15 protein-coding genes are annotated in these 18,272 nt (G+C 70.7%); 1 reads left to right on the forward strand and 14 read right to left on the reverse strand.

Features of this window, described 5'->3' with window-relative positions; translation table 11 throughout:
- Positions 1–88 precede the first annotated feature (88 nt).
- Both AB0L60_RS06365 and AB0L60_RS06370 read right to left on the reverse strand, forming a co-directional pair.
- The gene (locus AB0L60_RS06365) at positions 89–544 is read right to left on the reverse strand and encodes a nitroreductase family deazaflavin-dependent oxidoreductase (protein WP_364608115.1); all 456 of its coding nucleotides are present in this window, start codon (positions 542–544) and stop codon (positions 89–91) included.
- Positions 545–617: 73 nt separating this feature from the next.
- Positions 618–3,911, reverse strand: a complete 3,294-nt coding sequence (locus AB0L60_RS06370) for a BTAD domain-containing putative transcriptional regulator (RefSeq protein ID WP_364608117.1) — start codon at positions 3,909–3,911, stop codon at positions 618–620.
- A gap of 104 nt (positions 3,912–4,015) precedes the next feature.
- Between AB0L60_RS06370 and AB0L60_RS06375 the strand changes: the two genes are divergently transcribed.
- The gene (locus tag AB0L60_RS06375; protein ID WP_364608120.1) at positions 4,016–4,693 is read left to right on the forward strand and encodes a hemerythrin domain-containing protein; all 678 of its coding nucleotides are present in this window, start codon (positions 4,016–4,018) and stop codon (positions 4,691–4,693) included.
- 91 nt (positions 4,694–4,784) lie between these two features.
- Here AB0L60_RS06375 and AB0L60_RS06380 read toward each other — a convergent pair whose 3' ends face one another.
- The 12 genes from AB0L60_RS06380 to AB0L60_RS06435 form a co-directional block, all read right to left on the reverse strand.
- Complete coding sequence (locus AB0L60_RS06380; protein WP_364608123.1) at positions 4,785–6,965, reverse strand: MMPL family transporter; 2,181 nt, start codon at positions 6,963–6,965, stop codon at positions 4,785–4,787.
- Positions 6,966–6,970: 5 nt separating this feature from the next.
- Positions 6,971–7,903, reverse strand: a complete 933-nt coding sequence (locus tag AB0L60_RS06385) for an SDR family NAD(P)-dependent oxidoreductase (protein WP_364608125.1) — start codon at positions 7,901–7,903, stop codon at positions 6,971–6,973.
- Entirely contained in the window at positions 7,900–8,403 is a 504-nt protein-coding gene (locus tag AB0L60_RS06390) for a DUF2505 domain-containing protein (protein WP_364608127.1), read from the reverse strand. Before AB0L60_RS06390 ends, AB0L60_RS06385 begins: the two co-directional genes overlap by 4 nt.
- Positions 8,404–8,405: 2 nt before the next feature.
- Positions 8,406–10,214, reverse strand: coding sequence for a BTAD domain-containing putative transcriptional regulator (locus AB0L60_RS06395; protein WP_364608130.1), 1,809 nt, complete (start codon positions 10,212–10,214; stop codon positions 8,406–8,408).
- Between the two features lie 66 nt (positions 10,215–10,280).
- Positions 10,281–10,715 (reverse strand): DUF1772 domain-containing protein, encoded by a 435-nt coding sequence (locus AB0L60_RS06400; protein WP_364608132.1) that lies wholly within the window; start codon positions 10,713–10,715, stop codon positions 10,281–10,283.
- A gap of 193 nt (positions 10,716–10,908) precedes the next feature.
- Positions 10,909–11,316: a hypothetical protein gene (locus AB0L60_RS06405; RefSeq protein ID WP_354840720.1), complete on the reverse strand. Its 408-nt coding sequence runs from the start codon at positions 11,314–11,316 to the stop codon at positions 10,909–10,911.
- A complete protein-coding gene (locus tag AB0L60_RS06410; protein WP_364608135.1) occupies positions 11,306–12,271 on the reverse strand; it encodes an NADP-dependent oxidoreductase in 966 nt (321 codons plus the stop codon). Before AB0L60_RS06410 ends, AB0L60_RS06405 begins: the two co-directional genes overlap by 11 nt.
- Complete coding sequence (ubiG, locus tag AB0L60_RS06415) at positions 12,268–12,975, reverse strand: bifunctional 2-polyprenyl-6-hydroxyphenol methylase/3-demethylubiquinol 3-O-methyltransferase UbiG (RefSeq protein ID WP_364608138.1); 708 nt, start codon at positions 12,973–12,975, stop codon at positions 12,268–12,270. Before ubiG ends, AB0L60_RS06410 begins: the two co-directional genes overlap by 4 nt.
- Position 12,976: 1 nt before the next feature.
- Positions 12,977–14,200: an FAD-dependent monooxygenase gene (locus tag AB0L60_RS06420; protein WP_364608140.1), complete on the reverse strand. Its 1,224-nt coding sequence runs from the start codon at positions 14,198–14,200 to the stop codon at positions 12,977–12,979.
- On the reverse strand, positions 14,197–14,736 hold the full coding sequence (locus AB0L60_RS06425; protein ID WP_364608143.1) for an ester cyclase: 540 nt from the start codon (positions 14,734–14,736) through the stop codon (positions 14,197–14,199). Before AB0L60_RS06425 ends, AB0L60_RS06420 begins: the two co-directional genes overlap by 4 nt.
- The gene (locus AB0L60_RS06430; protein ID WP_364608146.1) at positions 14,723–15,853 is read right to left on the reverse strand and encodes a 3-oxoacyl-[acyl-carrier-protein] synthase III C-terminal domain-containing protein; all 1,131 of its coding nucleotides are present in this window, start codon (positions 15,851–15,853) and stop codon (positions 14,723–14,725) included. The genes AB0L60_RS06425 and AB0L60_RS06430 overlap by 14 nt, the downstream gene beginning before the upstream one ends.
- Before the next feature lie 13 nt (positions 15,854–15,866).
- Positions 15,867–18,272, reverse strand: coding sequence for a beta-ketoacyl-[acyl-carrier-protein] synthase family protein (locus tag AB0L60_RS06435; RefSeq protein WP_364608149.1), 2,406 nt, complete (start codon positions 18,270–18,272; stop codon positions 15,867–15,869).

Raw genomic sequence — 18,272 nt, forward strand, 5'->3', positions numbered from 1 at the left:
ACGGAGCCGCAGGTCATGGACCTGCGGCTCCGCTGCCTTTCTTTGCGATGCACCAATCCGCAGGGCCGGGCTCCTGCGGCGATGTCGTTCACTCGCGTGGGCAGAGCAGGACCAAGGGGATCTGTCGGGCGGTTCGCTTCTGGTAGGTCTGGTATCCCGGGTACGCGGCGACGACCTGTGGCCACCGCCGGTCGCGTTCCTCCGGGGTGAGCACGCGGGCGGTCATCGGTTGCTTCGCGCCGTGCTGGAACGACACCTCGACCGCGGGATCGGCGCACAGGTTGTGGAACCAGTCCGGGGAGATGTCGTCTCCGCCGCGCGAAGCGACGATCAGATAACTGTCGTCCCCCACGACGGGGACGGTGAGAATCACGGTGCGCGGCAACCTTGTTCGCCGTCCGGTGGTGGTGAGAGCCAGGGTGGGCATCTTCTTGAATCGGGTGCCGACGCGGCCGCCGCTGAGGTCGAGCAGTTTGCGGTGCGCGGTGGTCACGGTCTTCAGGTACAGATCGGTGGCCGCGCGGAAGCGGCGGGTATGTGGCACGGGGTACTCCTCGGTCGGTCGGGATCGTCGGAAGTGATGGTCCGGGTCCGGCTTGTGAGCGACCAGTGAAGCGTCAGTGCTCGAGGCGTTCGGCCGCAGCCGTTATCCAAGTCGTGTTGCCACAGCGTAGGGCGACGCGGAGCGCGGCCCGGTAATGCTCGGTGGCGAGTCCGGCATCCCCGTGCCGGGCCGCCAGGTCACCGAGGACGGTGTCGACCGGACCGACCGAGTAGGAACCGGTGTCCGCGCCACCGAGCCGGTCGCGGAAGGGGAGCAGATCGCGGTAGAGCGCGGCGGCCTCGTCGGCCGTGCCCAGCGTCGCGACCGCCATGCCGCGCAGTGAGAGGAACAGCGATCGGAACAGATTGTCGCGGATCGGCCGGGCCCGCCGCCGGACCCGGGCCGCTTCCATCCGGTCGCCGGCCGCGAGCAGGGCCAGCACCAGAAAATCCACCATGGCGTCGATGCTCGCGGGGACGGCGCTGTCGGCGAACTCTCTGATCATCTCGACCAGTTCGCCGGCGCGGCCCTGGTGCAGCCGCACCACGAACAGCGCCATGCCCAGGATTCCGCCCGCGTTGAGAATGCCCGCGCGGGTGAGCAATTCGTTGGCTCGCAGATAGTGCTGCTCGGCCGTGTCGGGGTCACCGGTCGCGAGGGCCACCAGCCCGCGTGCCATCGCGTTCGCCACCTGAGCCTGCCGCCACTGGTAACGGTCGGCCAGCACGGTGGCCGCCTCGAGATGCTCGCGGACGGTGGCGATATCGGCCGTGGACGCGGCGGCCTGGAGCGCGACGGTGTGCCCGAGGAGCAGGTAATCACCGCGGTCGGTGCGGCGCCCGACCTCGATCAGCTCGGCCGCGAGCGGGCCGCGGTCCGGCGAGTCGTAGAGCGAGGCCATGGCTTGCAGTGCGGGAGCGAGCAGGGCGTCCTCACCGAGTTCGCGGGCCAGGGCGTGCGCCTGAGCGGCGGCCACCGCGGCGGGTTCGCCTGCCTCGCCGCCGATCTCGTCGACCAGGGTCACCAGCAATCGGCACCGGTCGGCGGGAGTGAGGCCGGGGAAACGCAGCGCGTCCTCAATCCAACCGACGACCCGGTGTTCGACCACGCCCCACTGCCGATTCATCCACGGGGTGGGTGTCTCCCAGGCGGTGAACGCCCGTACCAGCAGATCGGCCCGGCCGGCCTCCTCGGCCAGCGCCGCGGCCCGATGCCGGGCGCTTCGAGCGGCGAGCCCAGCTCCACCGGCGAGATGGCTGCGACCCGCCCGGCACAGCATGGCGACCCGTTCCTCGACGGTATCGGCGCCCGCGTGGCGCTCGAGCGCCGCGGCCGCGCGTTCGTACCCGGCCGCGGCGACGTCGTGGGCGTAGCGCCGCTCTGCCTGTTCGGCTGCCGCCACGGCGTAGTCGGCGGCCCGTCGTGCCGTCTCCGGGCTTATCGACTCGCCGTAGTGGTGGGCCAGGGCCGCGAGATCGCCCGGATCGATCTCCTCGATCGCGGCGGCGACCCGCCGATGCCATCGGTCGCGGCGGATCCGGGACAGATCGCCGAGCAGCGTCTGACGCACCAGCACGTGTGTGAAACGCGCTCGGCCGCTGGCGGGTTCGTCCAGCAGCCCGGCCAGCACCCCCGCTTCCACCGCGTCCAGCACCTCGTCCTCGGATACCTCGGCCGCGTGCATCAGCACCGCGACATCGAACTCCCGGCCGATCACCGCGGCCAGGCGCAGCAGCGCCACCCCGGTCTCGGGAAGCCGGGAGAACCTGCGGCGCAACACATCTCGCACGCCCGCCGGAACCTCCGCCGCGGCGACCAGCTCGCCCTCGCTCTGCAGCAGGCGTGCGACCTCGACGAGATAGAACGGATTTCCACCGGTGCGCTCGTGCAGGGTCGCGACCACGGCGGACGCCGGTGTGCTGCCGGTCAGCGCGGTGATCAGGCGACCGCTGTCTTCGACGCCGAGGCCGCGCAGGTGAACCCGGGCGCGGACGGAGGTGGCCAGGGCGGCGAGCGTGTCGGCCAACGCCGGCGGTACCTCGTCCGGACGGTAGCCGATCACGACGAGCCCGGGCACCTGGGTCGCCACCGCGGTGAGCAGGGCCGCTGTCTCGGCGTCACCTCGGTGTACGTCATCGAGCAGGATCACCAGCGGAGCGTCGGCAGCGACGGCGGTGAGGTAGCCGCACACCGCCCGATGCAGCAGGAAGCGGCCGTGGGCGTGGCCGGAGTCCGGTGTGCCGGCGCCATCGGTGAGCAGCGGCGCCAGGGCGGGCGCGAAGTCTCCGGGATCGTGCTCACGGGCCAGGGCACGCAGGATCTCGACCCATGGCCAAGCCGACGGAGCGGCGTCGTCCTCCGGGCAGCGGCCGATCACCACCCGGTGCCCCGACGCGCGCGAGGCAGCGTCGAAGTGCCGCAGCAGAGTCGATTTCCCGCTGCCCGCTTCGCCCGCCACGGTCGCCGACCGCGGGCCGGCACCGGCGGCCGCTTCGCGCAGCGCGGCGAGTTCCGCGCTGCGGCCGAACAATTCGGGACCCGGTCCGGCCGGTGGTGCGCTTCCGGTCGCGATGGTCGCAGAAGGTGGCTCCTGGAGTGGAATCACCGGCTCGCACAGCGGGATTCGTTGCGCGAGAATGTCCGACTCCAGCCGCGTCAAAGCCGGACCCGGATCGATGCCCAGTTCGGTCGCGAGAACGCTGCGGGCTTGCCGCAGGGCGCTCAGCGCGTCGGCCTGGCGGCCCGCCCGATATCGAGCCAGCGCTGTCAGCCGCCACGCCTCCTCACGGAGCGGGTGTTCCCTGCTCAACACCTCGGCCTCGGCCGCGGCGAGCGCAGGCTCGCCCAGCTCGAGCAGGGCGGCCGCGAGTTTCTCGCGTGCGCCCAGCCGCAATTCCTCCAGCCGCGCCGCTTCCGCGGTCGCCCACGGCTCGGCAGCGAAGGCGGCGTACGCGGGACCCTGCCAGCGGGCGAGCGCGCGTTCCAGCGTTTGTCGTCGATCGCGCGGATTGTCTTGCCGCCCGGCATCTTCCAGTTCGGCGACGAAGCGCCACGCGTCCACGTCCTCGGCGGCGAGACGCACCGCGTAGCCCGGGGTCCGGCTGATCAGAACGGTGGCGGGCGTGCGCGGCGCCCGCTGCGGCTCCAGCAACCGCCGCAGGTTGGAGACGTAGGCCTGCAATGCGCCGAGCGCCCGCGGCGGCGGTTCACCTCGCCACAGGTCATCGATCAGGCGATCGATCGGCACCACCTCACCCCGCGCGACCAGCAGACGCGCCAGCACGCCGCGTTGCCGCGGGCCGCCGAGATCGAGTTCGCCACGCCCGTCCGCCGCGGTCAGCGCGCCCAGTACCCGAATCCGAACCATGACGGGCCAAGTCTAGGACGGGCTCGAACGCAGTGTCTTGCTAGTGGGCTGCAAGCCGCGGGCCACACAGTGGCCTCGGTACCCGACAACAACAGGAGCGCAGCATGAGCACCACCGGCATCGCATCCGGCCGCCCCGACACCTACGACATGATCGTCGTGCACAACGCCTTCCGTAGGCACTTCAGCGCTCTACCCGGCCTCGTCGCGGCGGTGCCGACCGGAGACGTCGAGCGCGGCCGCCGCCTGATGGCCTTCCTCGACGAACTCGGCACCGGCCTGCACCACCACCACACCGGCGAGGACGAGCTGATGTGGCCGATCCTGCTCGAGCGCGCCCCCGCCGACTCCGCCCTAGTGCTGCGTATGGAGGAACAGCACGAGCGGATCTCCGAACTCACCGAGCGCGCCCACCGCGAGGGGGCCGAGTTCGCCACCGCCGCAGACTCATCGGTTCGGGACCGGCTCGCAGCCACGCTGCGGGCGCTCTCCGACGCCCTCGACGAGCACATGACCGAGGAGGAGCGGCACATCCTGCCCGTGGTCGGGAACGTCATGACCGCGGTCGAGTGGCGGGCTCTCGGCGAACGCGGGCGCGAGCACCTGCCCAAGGACCGCCAGTTGATCTTCCTCGGCTTCATCCTGCAGGGCGTCCCCGGCACCGATCGCCGGAAGGTCCTCGCCGAGCTGCCGCTCCCCGCCCGGCTCGCCTGGCGTCTGCTCGGCCGCCGCACCTTCGCCAAGGAATACCGCGAGATCTACCGCGCTGATCCCGAGTGGTGACCGCCGACGGCAATCCAAGTCCGTGCTGCCCGGTAGCCTCCCCGCCGGGTGGGCCCGGCGATAACGCCAGGCCCCACGCGGTTTGTGGGTATTACGCTCCAACAGTCGCCGGTTCCGGATTCCGCCGGCCGGGAGCCCACCAGTTGAGGCGGCCCATGGTCTGCATGAGGGCCGGGACCAGGATGGTGCGGATGATCGTTGCGTCGACCAGCACGGCCAGGGTGAGTCCCAGGCCGAAGAGCTGGACGAAGGACACCCCGGAGAACACCATGCCGACGAAGGCGATGGCCAGCAGGGCCGCCGCGGCCGTGAATATCCTTGCGGTGCGGGCGATTCCGACGGCAACGGCGCGACCGGTTGCGCCGGAGTCGAGATACTCCTCCCGAATGCGTGACAGCAGGAACACCTCGTAGTCCATGGATACGCCGAAGGCCAGGCAGAACATCAGGATCGGCATGGTCGGGACCAGATAGCCGGTCGAGGTGAATCCCAGTAGGCCCGAGAGGTGTCCGTCCTGGAAGATCCACACCATCGCGCCGAAGGTGGCCGCCAGCGACAGCACCGTCAGCGCCAGCGCCTTGATCGGCAGCACCACACTGCGGGTGAAGATCAGCAGCACCAGGAACATCGATACCGCGATAATGCTCAGCGCCAGGGGAACTCGCCGGGCCAGCGTGGACACCGAGTCGGCATTGCGGGCCGCCGCCCCGCCGAAGAGCACCCGGCCCGGGGCGGGGACCGCGCGCAGGCGGTCGAGTTGAGTGGTCGCCGCCGTGGAATAGGGGTCGAGGCGGGTGCCGATCCGCAGATACGTGCCCGCGTCCCCGGCGAGTGCGGATTGTGGTCCGGCCACCTGGAATCCGCCCGCGTAGGCCCCGGCGCTGGACAGTACCGACGTGACATCGGGAATCTGGGACAGCGTCTTCGCGTAGTCGCCGACCGCCGCGGTGTCGCCGTGATCATCGGGCAGGATCGCCAGGATGCCCGCGGTCAGGTTCTCGGAGAAGTCGGACCGGGAGGCGTCGCCGACATCGCGGCTGGAGCCGGAGGCGAGGACCCGATCGTCGGCCCAGCCGAAACGCACGGTGAGGAACGGCGATCCGAGCAGCAGCAGGACCGCCACCACGGCGGTGATCCACAGCACGGGACGGCGCATCACACCCACGGCGAAGCGGTACCAGCGATCGTCGTCGATGGGAACGGGTACGGGGTCGGGGCGTCCGAGACGGCGGCGCAGGAACCGCCGCACATCCCAGGCGTCGACCCGGGAACCCATGAGCGCCAGGGCCGCCGGGAGCACCAGCAGCGTGGTGAACACCGCCGCCGCGAGCACGGCCAGCCCCGCGTAGGCGAACGAGCGCAGGAAGTACAGCGGGAACACCAGCAGCGCGGACAGTGACAGGGCCACGGTCAGACCGGAATACAACACGGTGCGCCCGGCCGTGCGCACCGTGCGAACCACGGCCTCGGCGGTGTCCGCGCCTGCCGCGATCTCCTCCCGGAACCGGCTCACCATGAACAGGCTGGAGTCGAGCGCCACCGCGAACCCGAGCGCGGTGGTCATGTTCAACGCGAAGATCGAGACATGCCCGACGGCGGCCAGCCCGCGCAGGACCGCCAGCGCCGCGCCGATGGTGACCACACCCACCAGCAGCGGCAGCATGGAGGCGATCAGGCTGCCGAACACCAGCACCAGGGCGATACCGGCCAGTGGGACGGCAATCGATTCGATGAGTACCAGATCGAGGGTCACCTGGCGGCTCATCTGGGCGAGCGCGACCGCTTCACCGCCCGCCCGGATCTCGACTCCGTCGCGGGTGCCGTTGTACTTTTCGGCGATGGCGTCGGCCACCTTGGGCGCGGCGGTGTCATCGCCGCGCGCGAAGGCCACGATGACGGCGCTGTGCTGATCCTTGCTGCGCAAGGCCGGCCGCATCTCGGTCGCCACGCTCCAATACGACTGCACACCTTGCAGATCCGAATCGGCGCGTAGTTCATCGGTGAGCTGCCGTCCCACCGCGGCGGCGGCCGGGCCGTCGATGCCGTCGGGCGCGGTGAGCAGCAGCACCACGTTCGGTGCGGCACCCGGGAAATGCTGTTCGAGATACTGGTCCACCCAGGTGGATTCGGAGTCGGGCGCTTGAAAGCCACCGGACTGCAGGTGCATCGGCGCGGACCAGCCGACGGCATAGCAGAGCACGGCGGCCAGCCCCGCCATCGCCAGCACGGCCCGCGCGCGGCGCTGGGCGAAGAGCGCGATTCGAGTCAGCATGGGTCTCACCGCCGTTCGGCGGGCGGCACGTGTCGCGCGGCCCGGACCAGATCTTCGGAGACCCGCCAGAGTTCGGCGGCTCGCTCCTCGTCGTAGGACTCCGGCGCGCTGGGCACCTCCGCCGCCCCCGTGAAGTATTTACCGGTGGTGTCGGCGAGTTCGGGTGCGGTGACCAGCCAGGCGAGGTCCGCCGCCGGCCGGGTGACGGTGCGGGCAATGGGCATGGCCTTGATGAGAACCGGTGCGAGGAAACGGAATCCGATGCGCGCCACGGCCGGGTAGCCGCGCGACAGCCCGGTCTGCGGCATCAGCCCGGGATCGAAGGCGTTGGCCGTGATCTCCCGGTCGTGCCAACGCCGCGCGAGCTCATGGGTGAAGTAGACATTGGCGAGTTTGCTGGTGGCATAACGGATTCGGCCGTCCACACCGGAGTCCCGCTGGTCATCCGGGTCCGCCAGCTCGCGAGGGTGACGCCATTGCGGAGCGGGGAACCCCATGGACTTGCGCGGCCCCTGGTGCACATCGCTGGACACCACGACGACCCGCGCGCCCGGCGCGAGGAGATCGGCGCACCCGGTGACGAGCGCGAAATGCCCGAGGTGGTTGACCGCGAAGGTGAGTTCGTAGCCGTCCTGGGAGGTCCGCACACGGTCCACGATCTGGAGGCCGGCATTGCACACCACCGCGCCCAGCCGCGGGTTCTTCCGGCCGCGCAGTTCCGCCACGGCCGCGTCGACCGAATCGAGCGAGGCCAGCTCCAGTTCGACCAGTTCGATCCGGGCATCGGGCGCGTGCGCGCGGATCCGCTGAACCGCAGTCTCGGCCCGCTGCGGGTCACGGCATCCGAGGACCAGCGGAATACGCTCGGCAGCAAGGCACTTCGCGGTCTCCAGACCGAGGCCCGAGGTCGCCCCGGTGATCAGCACGGGGTCGTTCATTCCGCGTTCTCCAGCCACTTCATCGTGAATTCGTCGATGGCGGCGGCGGTGCTCGCGAAGGTCTTGCTCATATCGGCCTCGATCAGCCTGCCGATCAGGGGAACTCGCGCCTCGATCGAGCCCGACATGGTGAACTCGCAACCGATCTCCGTGCGGCGCACCACCAGATCGGCGGTGAGCGAGATGGTCATGCCTTCCACCTGCCCCTGCATCCGTCCCCGGGCCACGCCGTCCTCGGGTTCGTTCCACGACTCGCTGTAGCGGTAGCGCACCCCGTGGGGCCGGAAGGTCGCGGCCGGACCGGGCAGCGCCGAGGCCGGGATGACGGTGTTCACGGTGACCATCGCCGGGCCGCCCGCGGCATCGAAGGCGGCCAATTCCGCGTCGGGGCCGTCGATTTCGCGAATGCGCTGCTCCCAATAGTCGCGGGAGCCGAGGACGCGATGGAACAGCGTGTCCGGGTACGGGTAGGGGGTGGTGTGTTGCACGGAACGCGACATGATCAGTCTCCGAGGTTCTTGGCGTAGATGCGGTGGATGTCGAGCATGCGGTAGCGGGTGCGGTCGGCATCGTCGCGACCGACCTCGGACAGCAGGTAGGCGTCGACGAGACGGTCCAGGGCGTCCTCCACCTCATCGACGCGCAGATCGGCCAATGCCGGTGCGGTGAACTCGGTTCCGGCCGGTATCCGGCGACCGAGCTCCCGGAACAATCCGGCGGCGGTGGGGTCGAGCCGGTCGAAGGTGAGGTCGAGGCTCGCGCGCATGTCCAGCGCCTGATACGACACCACTTCGAGGCGGCGCTGTTCATCGCTGATCCGGGCGAGCATGTGGGCGAAGGTCCAATGGGGCCGCGTCGTCATGCGGCAGGCGACGGCGCGCAAGGCCAGCGGAATGCCGGAGCAGTGGTCGGCGACCGTCCCGGCGTCCTCCCATTCGGGCAGCACGCGGGCGCGCCCGACGGTGGCGACCAGCATCTGCAGTCCCTGGGTACGGGACAGCTCGTGCAGGACGAAGGTGCGAACGGTGGTGAGCCCCAGGGCGAATCGGCTGGTGATCAGGGCGGTGCCGACGCCGCCCGGGGGCAGCAGTGGGATGACCTGGGATTCGGTGGCGGCGTTGTCCAGAATGACGAGCACCCGCCGATGCGCCAGCCGCGCCCGGTACAGATTGACCCGTTCGGCCAGGGACTTCGGCATCGCGTCGGCCGGTATGCCCAGCGCCGTGAGCAGCCGACCGAGCACCGTCTCCGGGGTGGTGCACGGTCCCTCGGCGAGGTCGGCGTAGAGCAGTCCTTCGGGAAAGCGGTCGCGCAGGCAGTCCGCCGCCTGCAGGACCAGCGCCGTTTTGCCGACCCCCGCGCCGCCGGTCACCAGCACCGGCCGCGGTGCGGGATCGTCGGTCAGCATGCCGGTGAGCGTCGCCAATTCGGTGTCCCGGCCGCTGAATCCGAGCGGAGCCAGCGGCAGCGTATCGGGCGCGACGGCCAGCCCGTGCGGCCGCAGCCCACCGGATTCGGCGCGCACGGTGAGCGGCGGGTAGGCCGGTGCGTCCAGCTTGGGCAGGTCGCCGCGCAGGATGCGGCTGTGCAGATCCCGCATCCCCGGACTCGGGTCCGCGCCCAGTTCGTCGGCGATGAGCCGGCGCGCCAGCTCGTACTGCCGCAGTGCCTGGGCGGTCTCGCCATTGAGGAAGTAGGCGCGAATCAGCCGCTCCTGCAATCCCTCCACCAGCGGATCCTCGAGCAGCGTCGTGTGCAGCCGGTTGATGACCAGCGAATGATTGCCGCGCCGGATCTCCGCGTCGGCCCAGTCCGCGGTCACCTCGTGCTTGAGCCGGTGCAGGGATTCGCTGAGCCGCCGCGCCCATTCGCTGTCCAGACCCGTCATGGCACTGCCGTTCCACAGGTTCAGCCCGGCCGACAGCCGCTCGACCCGATCGGGATCGTCGATGTCGGTGGCCCGGGCCCGGTCGACCAGATCCATGAAGTGCCACAGGTCGACCGATTCCGGCGGGGTGGAGAGCATGTAGCCGCCGGGGCCGCGGTGCACCTGGACCGGGTCCGCGCCGGTGCCGGAGGTGGCCTCGGTGAGCAGACCGCGCAGCCGGGCGACGTAGGTGTAGACGGCATCGCGTGCGGCGGCCGGCGGGGAGTCGCCCCAGACCCGGTCGATCAGGGTGTCGATCGACAGCGGCCGGCCCGAATCCACCAGCAGCGCGGCCATCAGGCTGCACTGCCGGGGCGGCCCCAGGTCCACGATCTTGCCGTGCACGTGCAGCTGCACGGGACCGAGGAGTTTGAACTGAATCATTGCCACGCCTTCGTTTCCCGCCGTCGCGCGCGAACGCGCGGGCGGGTTGTGGTGCGGCGCACTCGATTACACCGAGAGCGCCGCGAGAAATAGTGCGACCAGGGCGATTCCCTGCAGGATCACGCGGACCACGATGACGCTGTCCCAGGTGCGCTGCAGGTCCCGGACGTCGACCGGCACCCGGTCGGCCAGCACCGCGGCGGTGAGTTCCTTGTTGACCGGCGCGCTGACCCGCGCGTAGATGCCGAGCCAGATGGCCAGGGCCACCACGGCCGCCGCCGCGAGAATGCCCGCGGCCGCCTTCCCGCCCAGGAAGGCGGCCCCGGTGGCGACGACCGCCGCGACCACGCCGACGGCGCCGGGAATCGGCATGCGCTTGTCGGCGACCTCGTGAATGCGTCCGGTGGCGGCGGTCAGCGCGCGGTCGTCGATGCGAGCCAGCGCCGTGCGCAGCACCAGGGCGCAGAAAAAATCCGTCCCGTAGACCACAGCCGTCGTCATGATTGAAATTCCGATGGCGGCCAATAAGAAATAATTCATGGGAAGAATCCTCGGCGTAGTTATCGTCGCAAGGGGTCGTGAATAGTATGTTGCACATTGCGGCACAACAGGTTTCACCGAACTGTGATTGTCACGATGTCCAGTTCCTGCCCGGTGTGGGCTGTGATCCGATATAAGCGGAGTTGGTCAGGTATTACTCGCGTAAGGCCGCGGCCACCATAATTCCGCCCGCCAATCCAGCCGCGGTGAGCAACTCCCAGGTGTCCGGCGGCCCGGTGAGGCCGAGGCGGGCGCGCTTGTTGAGCGTCACTGTCGCATCCACCAGTTCGAGCGCGACGCCCAGGACGAACCAGTGCCGCACCGGATGTCCGCGCCGCAGCGACCAGAGGGTGCCGAGCCCGATCACCACGTCCCGGGTGCCGAACGCGCGGGTCGGCAGCGAGGACGCATCCTCGTCGTACTCGCCGGACCAGGACTTCGCGACGGCCGCGGGCGCGGTGAGCATGCCGGTGCCGATGGCGATGCGGGCCAGTGCCTGGGACCACGCCGCCTGCCGCACCATCGCCTGGGTGCGACGGGCGAGCATCGAATTACCGTTCATCGTAAGGTCTTTCCTCCGCACAGGCGGCCACGTCCACGGCGACCACCACCTTTCCGCGGGCATGCCCGCCCTGACTGAGCAAGTGCGCCTGCGCGGCGTCGGGCAGTGGGTAGACCGCGCCGACCGGCACCCGGAACACGCCCTTGCCCGCGAGCGCGGCCACCACCGGCAGATCCCCGGTGTCGGGTCGGGTGAACACGTACGCGCCGCCGAGTTCGCGGGCCTTGGGGTCGACCACCGAGGCGAACCGGCCGTGCGGCGCGAGCAGCGGCAGCACGGTGCGCTGAATGCGCTTGCCGACCGCGTCGAGCAGCACATCGACCCCGGCCGGCGCCAGCGCCCGCACCGAATCAGCCAGTCCCGCGGCATAATTCACCGGCTCCGCGCCCAGTTCGCGCAGGAAGGCGTGATTGCGGTCGCTGGCCGTGCCGATCACGCGCGCGCCCAGGTGCACCGCCAGCTGCACCGCGACACTGCCGACGCCGCCCGCCGCGCCGTGCACCAGCACCGTCTCGCCGCGTCGCACATCCAGCACCCGCACCAGCGCCTGGTAGGAGGTGAGCGCGGCCAGCGGCATGGCGGCGGCCTCGGCCCAGCCCAGATTCTGCGGCTTGAGCGCGAGCGCTCGCACCGGGGCGGGCATGACCTCGGCGAAGGCGCCCCGGCTCAGATAGTCCTCGCGGACACAGCCGACGACCTCGTCGCCCACGGCGAATTCGGTGACACCGATGCCGATTTCGCGCACCACCCCGGACACGTCGGCACCGGGGACGATGGGGAACACGGTGTCGGCGAAGGGATCCAGATAGCCCTCGCGCGCCTTCCAGTCGATCGGGTTGACCGAGGCCGCCTTGACGTCGAGCAGCACCCCGTCGAGCGCCATCTTGGGCACCGGCAGGTCGCCGTATTCGAGAACCGACGCGTCGCCGTAGCGCCGGTAGAAGACCGCCTTCACGACCGCACCGCCGCGCCGATGTAGGTGGAGGACAGGTCCGGGGTGGTGAACATGAGCAGGTTGCCGTCGCGCCGCTTGCCGAGAATGGTCAGTCCGCGCTGCTTCGCCAGCGGTGTCAGGCCCGCCGCGTCGAGGTGGCGGCGCAGCTCCGCGGGCTTGATGAACTGGTGGTGATGGTGGGTGCCGCGGGCCACCATGCCGGTGAGGTACTCCGGGATCCAGATCATGACGATCCGGGCCATGAGCGTGCGATTGATGGTGTCGTAGCAGAAGATTCCGCCGGGCCGCAGCACGCGGGCGATCTCACGGACCGCCAGCGCCGGATCGTCGACGTGCTCGAGCACGTCCACGCAGGTGACGACATCGAAGGCGGCGTCCGGGTACGGCAGCTTCTCGGCCCGCCCGACCGCGTAGTCGATGGCCTTGCCGGTGGCCTCGGCGTGCGCGCGGGCGGCGGCGACCAGGCGGGCGGACGGGTCCATCCCACTGACCACGGCCCCGCGCCCGGCAAGGAACTCGGTGGTGAAGCCACCGCCGCAGCCGACGTCGAGAACCTTCTTGCCCGACCAGTCCTTCACGAATCGGTCGAAGTACTCGAAGCGCGGGCGCTGGAAGGAGGTGAGCCCTTTCATGGCGGAATCGTCGTCCCACCAGGATTCGGCGAAGTCGCCGAAGAAGTCGCTCTCCGTCTGGGATTGCTTCATGTCATGCTCCGTCTGTCTGAAAACTCTTGTCCGGCAGTGGTTTCGCTGGTGTGCGCCAGCGGGTGGCGTAGGCGATCTGGTCGCGCTCGGCGATCCGGAACACCAGCCGCGGCCACACCGCGCGCATGCCGAGTTCCCGCAGCCGAATGAGCAGGGGGTGCTCCAGCGCGCCCAGTCGGCCGATGCGGTGGGCGACCTGCTGCAGACCGGCCGTGCGGGCGCGGCGCTGTTTCTCATAGCGGCGCAACGCGTTCACGGGATCGGTGGTGTCCAGTTCGTCGGCGAGCACCAGCGCGTCCTCGAGCGCCTGGCACGCGCCCTGGCCGATATTGAAGGTGATCGGGTGGGCGGCGTCGCCGAGCAGGCTGACCCGGCCGGACCCCCAGCGCCGGTCCGGCGGCCGGTCCAGGACATCGCCGCGGATGATGGCCTCCGGCGGTGTGGCTTCCAGGATATCCGTGATCGGCGGCATCCAGTCGCGATGGCGCTCGAGCAGCATTGCCCGGACGTCGCCCGTATCGCGGCCGCCGGATGCGCCGTTGGCGACGCTCATCCAGTGCACGACGCCGGGTGCGACGTCGTAGAAGGTGAAGCGGATACCGGGACCGAACAGGGCGTAGAAGGTGCCCGGCGGGATTTTCTCGTGTCGCAGTTCGGCTTTGCCGCGCCAGGCGATGTAGCCGGTGTAGCGCGGCGGGCGCTCGCCGAGCAGTCCGGGCCGCACCGCGCCGTTGATGCCGTCCGCGCCGATGAGGACGTCGCCGCGCACCCGCTCACCGTCGGACAGTTCCGCGGTGACGCCGGCGTCGTCCTGCTCGAAGCCGGCAACGCCGGCGCCCGTGCGGATCTCGGTGCCGGCCGGATACGCCGACACCGCCGCGCTGAGCACCCGATGCAGCACCGAGCGTTCGACCGCGATGGTCGGAGCGCCGTACCTGTCGACGAAGTCGCCGACCGGCCACGCGCCGAAAAGGTCACCGCGCCAGGTGCCGAAGTGGGTGATGTGCTGGATCGGCGCGGTTTCCAGCACCTCGTCGAGTACGCCCAGCCGTTGCAGCGCGATGGTGCCATTGGTCCAGATGTGCAGTCCGGCACCGCCATCGCGCAGTTCGGTGGCCCGCTCGAACACCCGCACGCGAATGCCGCGCTCCCGCAGGGCGAGTGCGGCGGCCAGGCCGCCGATGCCGCCGCCGGAGATGAGGACGGTGAGCGGTTGGGCCGTCACGGCTGTTCCGTCGCGGTCAGCGCGGTGGCGGCCGCCGCCAGATCCGCGAGATCCATCCCGCCGCCGCGGCGGCGGCCCTTGCGGGCCAACGCGCCGGACATCAGCCAGCCCAGGCCCAGCGCCTCCAGCATGGAGGACTCGACGCCGATGCCCCAGCGCTCGGCGATCAGGCCGTTCGCCAGCCGCCACACCACGACACCGTGGAATTCGATCCGTTCCCCGGTGGGGTCCATCCCCAGGAACTCACCGGTGAAGGTGCCGCGCCAGGTGTTGTGGATGACCACATAATCGGCGTGCGCGCTGAGCGCTTCGATGGTGACGTGCAGGTCCGGAAAGCCCTGGCGCAAACCTGCGATGGTGTACTTGACGCCCTCGGTGCCCTCCGGCGCGCCGGGCAGGGGCTGGTGATCGACCATGTCCGGCGCGTAGATCTCGTCGACCACGGAGAAGTCGCCCGCGTTGACGAACTCGTCGAACACGCGCCGGATGATGCGGGCATTGTCCTCGGGGGTGAAAACCGGCTCAGGCGTGGACATTCGCGGTCTCCTCACCGGGCGCGGGCGCTTCCCAGCGCAGCGACAGGCCGGCGTACAGGTAGCGGCTGGCCTCCACGGCCAGCAGCAGGACCCGGTCGCCCGGCCGGACGCGGCCCTGTACCCAGCCCTCGTCGAGGGCCAGCGGCACGGCGGCGGAGCCGGTCGCGCCGACGGTGGCGAGGTTCTCCACGATGTTCTTCGCCAGTACCGCCTGGTCCTCGGGAGAGACTCCGGCGGCATCGAATTCGGCGGTGAAGTAGTCGGCATTGCCCTCGGGCAGCACGCAGGCGTCGATCTCGGCCACCGTGAGCCCGGTGCGGGTCAGCATGTCGCGCATGCCCGCCACGAAGACCTTCGGCCCGAAGGTGGCGGTCCCGGAGACATCGAGTTTCATCTCCACCAGGCGCTTGCGCCTGGCCTGATCGGCCACGGGCTCGTGGGTGCCGCCGCCCACGATCTGCATGCCGGGCTTGCGGTCGCCGCCCAAACAGGCGGTGGCGAACTGGAATTCGCCGTTCGGGTCGGCACTGCCCGGTTCCCCGGCGCGCAGCACGACCGCCCCGGCCCCGTCGCCGAAGGAGTTGATGACCAGCCGGTCACGCATGCGCACCGACTCCGCGTCCATGCCCAGGTACATCGGGGCCAGCAGCGGGGAGATCGCCTCCGCGCCGATCACCACGGCGGTGCGGTAGGTGCCGTCCGCGAGCATGCGCCGCGCGTAGTCCAGTCCCTGCACGAAACCCGTACAGGCGGCCCGGAATTCGATGCACGCGCAGTGCGCCAGGCCCAATTGCTCCTGCACGTAGGTGACCACCGCCGGCAGCTGGTATTCGGGGCTGGCCGAGGACGCCACCAGCAGGTCCACCTCCGCCGGATCGATGTCCGCGCGGGCGAGGGCGCGTCGTGCGGCGGTGGTGGCCATGGTGTTGGTGCCGGTGCCGTGCTTGCCGGTGGCGGGATCGATCATCCAATGCCGTTGGCGTACTTGGATATTGTCGAGCACCTCGGCGGGCAGGGCGCCGCACAGGCGCTCCAGGGTGGCATTGTCGATCGGGTCGCCGGGCAGGAACGAGCCCGTGGCCAGGATCGAGACGTGACGTGGTTCGGGATTCGGCATGTGGTGTCTCCGTTCACGAGTGGATGACCGCGGCGGGATGCCGCAGCACGAAACTGGTGTGGGTGCCGCCCAGCGAGGAGCCGTTGACCAGCACCGGGCCGTGGTCGCCGCCGCGCTGCCAGGCGGTGATGGCCAGCGCAGCGGCCAGTTGCGCGCCCGCTCCGATGGGATCGCCCAGCACCCGCTTCGGCTCGGGCCGGGCGCAATTCGCGCTGAGACCGAGGCGGTCGATGGCACGCCGCTCCGGGCCGTCCACCACGGGCAGGCCCGCCGCGGCGGTCCAGACGGCGGCGAGGTCGGCGGGGGATACCCCGGCCGAGGCCAGGGCGTCGCGCATGGCCCGTTCCATCCCGCGGCCGCGCGGATCCCACCGGGCGATGCCCAGGGCATCGGAGGTGGTCGCGTACCCGGCGAGCAGCGCGATCGGGGTGGCGCCCCGCTGCCGCGCCACCGAGGCCCGCTCCAGCAGCAGGGTGACGCTGCCCTCGGCGAGCCGGAAGCCCCGGCCGTGGCGGCCGGTGAAAAGCCCCGCGCCCCGGTACGCGTCGAGGGCGTAGGGGGACAGCTCGTCCGCGCCCGTGCACAGCACGGCGTCCGCGCGTCCGGCGCGCAGCAGGTCGAACGCGGTCCCGAGGGCGGCGGCCCCGGCGGCGTGGCCCGAGGTCAGGGTGGAGGTCGGTCCCTTGGCCCCCAAGGCCATGGCCACCTGTCCGGCGGCGGCGTTGAAGACGGTGTTGGGGAAGATGGCGGGGCTGCCCTGGGTGGGTCCGCCGAGCACGGTCGGTTCGAAGAATCGGGAAATGCTGCTCATCGGCCCGATGCCGGTGCCGACGACCACACCCACGCCCTCGTGGGCGGTGAGTCCGGCCGCGGCGAGCGCCTGCTGACTGGTCGCGACCGCCAGCTGCCCGAGGCGGTCCATGCGCCGGCGGGCCTTGGCCGGTATGTCGGCACCCGGGTCGGTGCCGACGCGGGCGAGCCGTAATCCCTGGTGCGGCTCCGTCGTCACGATGCCACCGGTCCAGGCGTCCCAGAGTTGATCGGCATCGGATGCCCCGCCGATCAGCACGCCGATCCCGGTGACGACGACCTCGTCGGCGGCGACGAGGTCGAGATCGGTGCGGGCGGCGCCGGGCCGGGCGTACACCACACAGGCATTGGCTCCGGCGAACGCGAAGTTGTTCGACGCCGCGACCCGCATGGGCAGCGCCCGCGCCTCGGGTGCGGGGTCCAGGCCGCAGGCCGGGTCGTTCTCGGCGAAACCGGCTGTCGGCGGGACCATTTCATCGCGCAGTCCGAGGATGGTCACGATGGCCTCGACCGCCCCGGCCGCACCCAGCAGATGGCCGATCATGGACTTGGTGCTGCTGAGCACCACCGTCGACGCGGCCTCGCCCAGCGCGGCCCGCACCGCATTGCTCTCCGCCGCATCATTTTTCGGCGTGCCGGTGCCGTGGCCGTTGATGTAGGGCACGTCCTCGGGCGCGAGACCGGCGGTGTCGATGGCCGCGCGAATCGCCCGGGCCGCGCCCGCACCCTGCGGATGCGGGGCCGTGGCGTGGTAGCCGTCGGCCGACATGCCGTAGCCGAGCACCTCGGCGAGGATCGGCGCACCGGCCGCCAGCGCCACCTCGGCGGCCGCCAGCACCATCATGCCCGCGCCCGCGCCGAGCGAAAGCCCGTCGCGATCACGGGAATACGGCCGGGCCGGGCGCGTGGACAGCGATTCGACGCTGGTGAATCCGTAGTAGGCCATCTCGGTGAGCGCGTCGCTGCCGCCCACCAGCATGGCGTCGGCCCGGCCCGCGCGGATCTGTTCGACCGCGTGCGCCAGCGCGTGAGCGCTGGACGCGCACGCGGTATTCACCGACAGCACAGGACCTTTCAGCCCGAACGCCGCGCTGAGCGCCTCCGCGCAGAACTGCGGCGGCACCAGCAGCAGATGCCGGTCGTCGCCGAGACCGAGCCCGTCCGCGTCGACGGACCGGCCGGCGGCGACCGCGCGGCGCACCGCCTTCTCGGCACTGCGGATTCCGCTGTTGCAGCTGCCGAACGCCACCCCCCACCGGTGCGCGGGCAGGGCGTCCGGTCTCGGTTCCGCGCCGTCTTCGAGCACACCCAGTCCCGCGCCCGCCATGGCCTCCTCGGCGGCGATGAGCGCGTAGTCGACGGCGGGTTCGGGGTCGGTGAGGCCCAGCGGGGTCAGATAGTCGTATTTGGGACGCGGCGGGTCGAGGATCTCGCCGCCGATGGCTCCGGCGAGTCCGGGCACCGCGAGCTCACGCAGCGGCCGAATGGCCACCTCGCCGCCGCGCACCCGCTGCCACAGTTCCTCCGCGCCGACGCCGTGCGCGGTGATCGCGCCGAGCGAGGTGATCACGATGCGCCGGTGCGGCGCGGGATGAGGGGTTTCGTGCAT

This window comes from Nocardia sp. NPDC051981 (genome assembly GCF_040680715.1).
In the GTDB taxonomy this organism is placed as follows: domain Bacteria; phylum Actinomycetota; class Actinomycetes; order Mycobacteriales; family Mycobacteriaceae; genus Nocardia.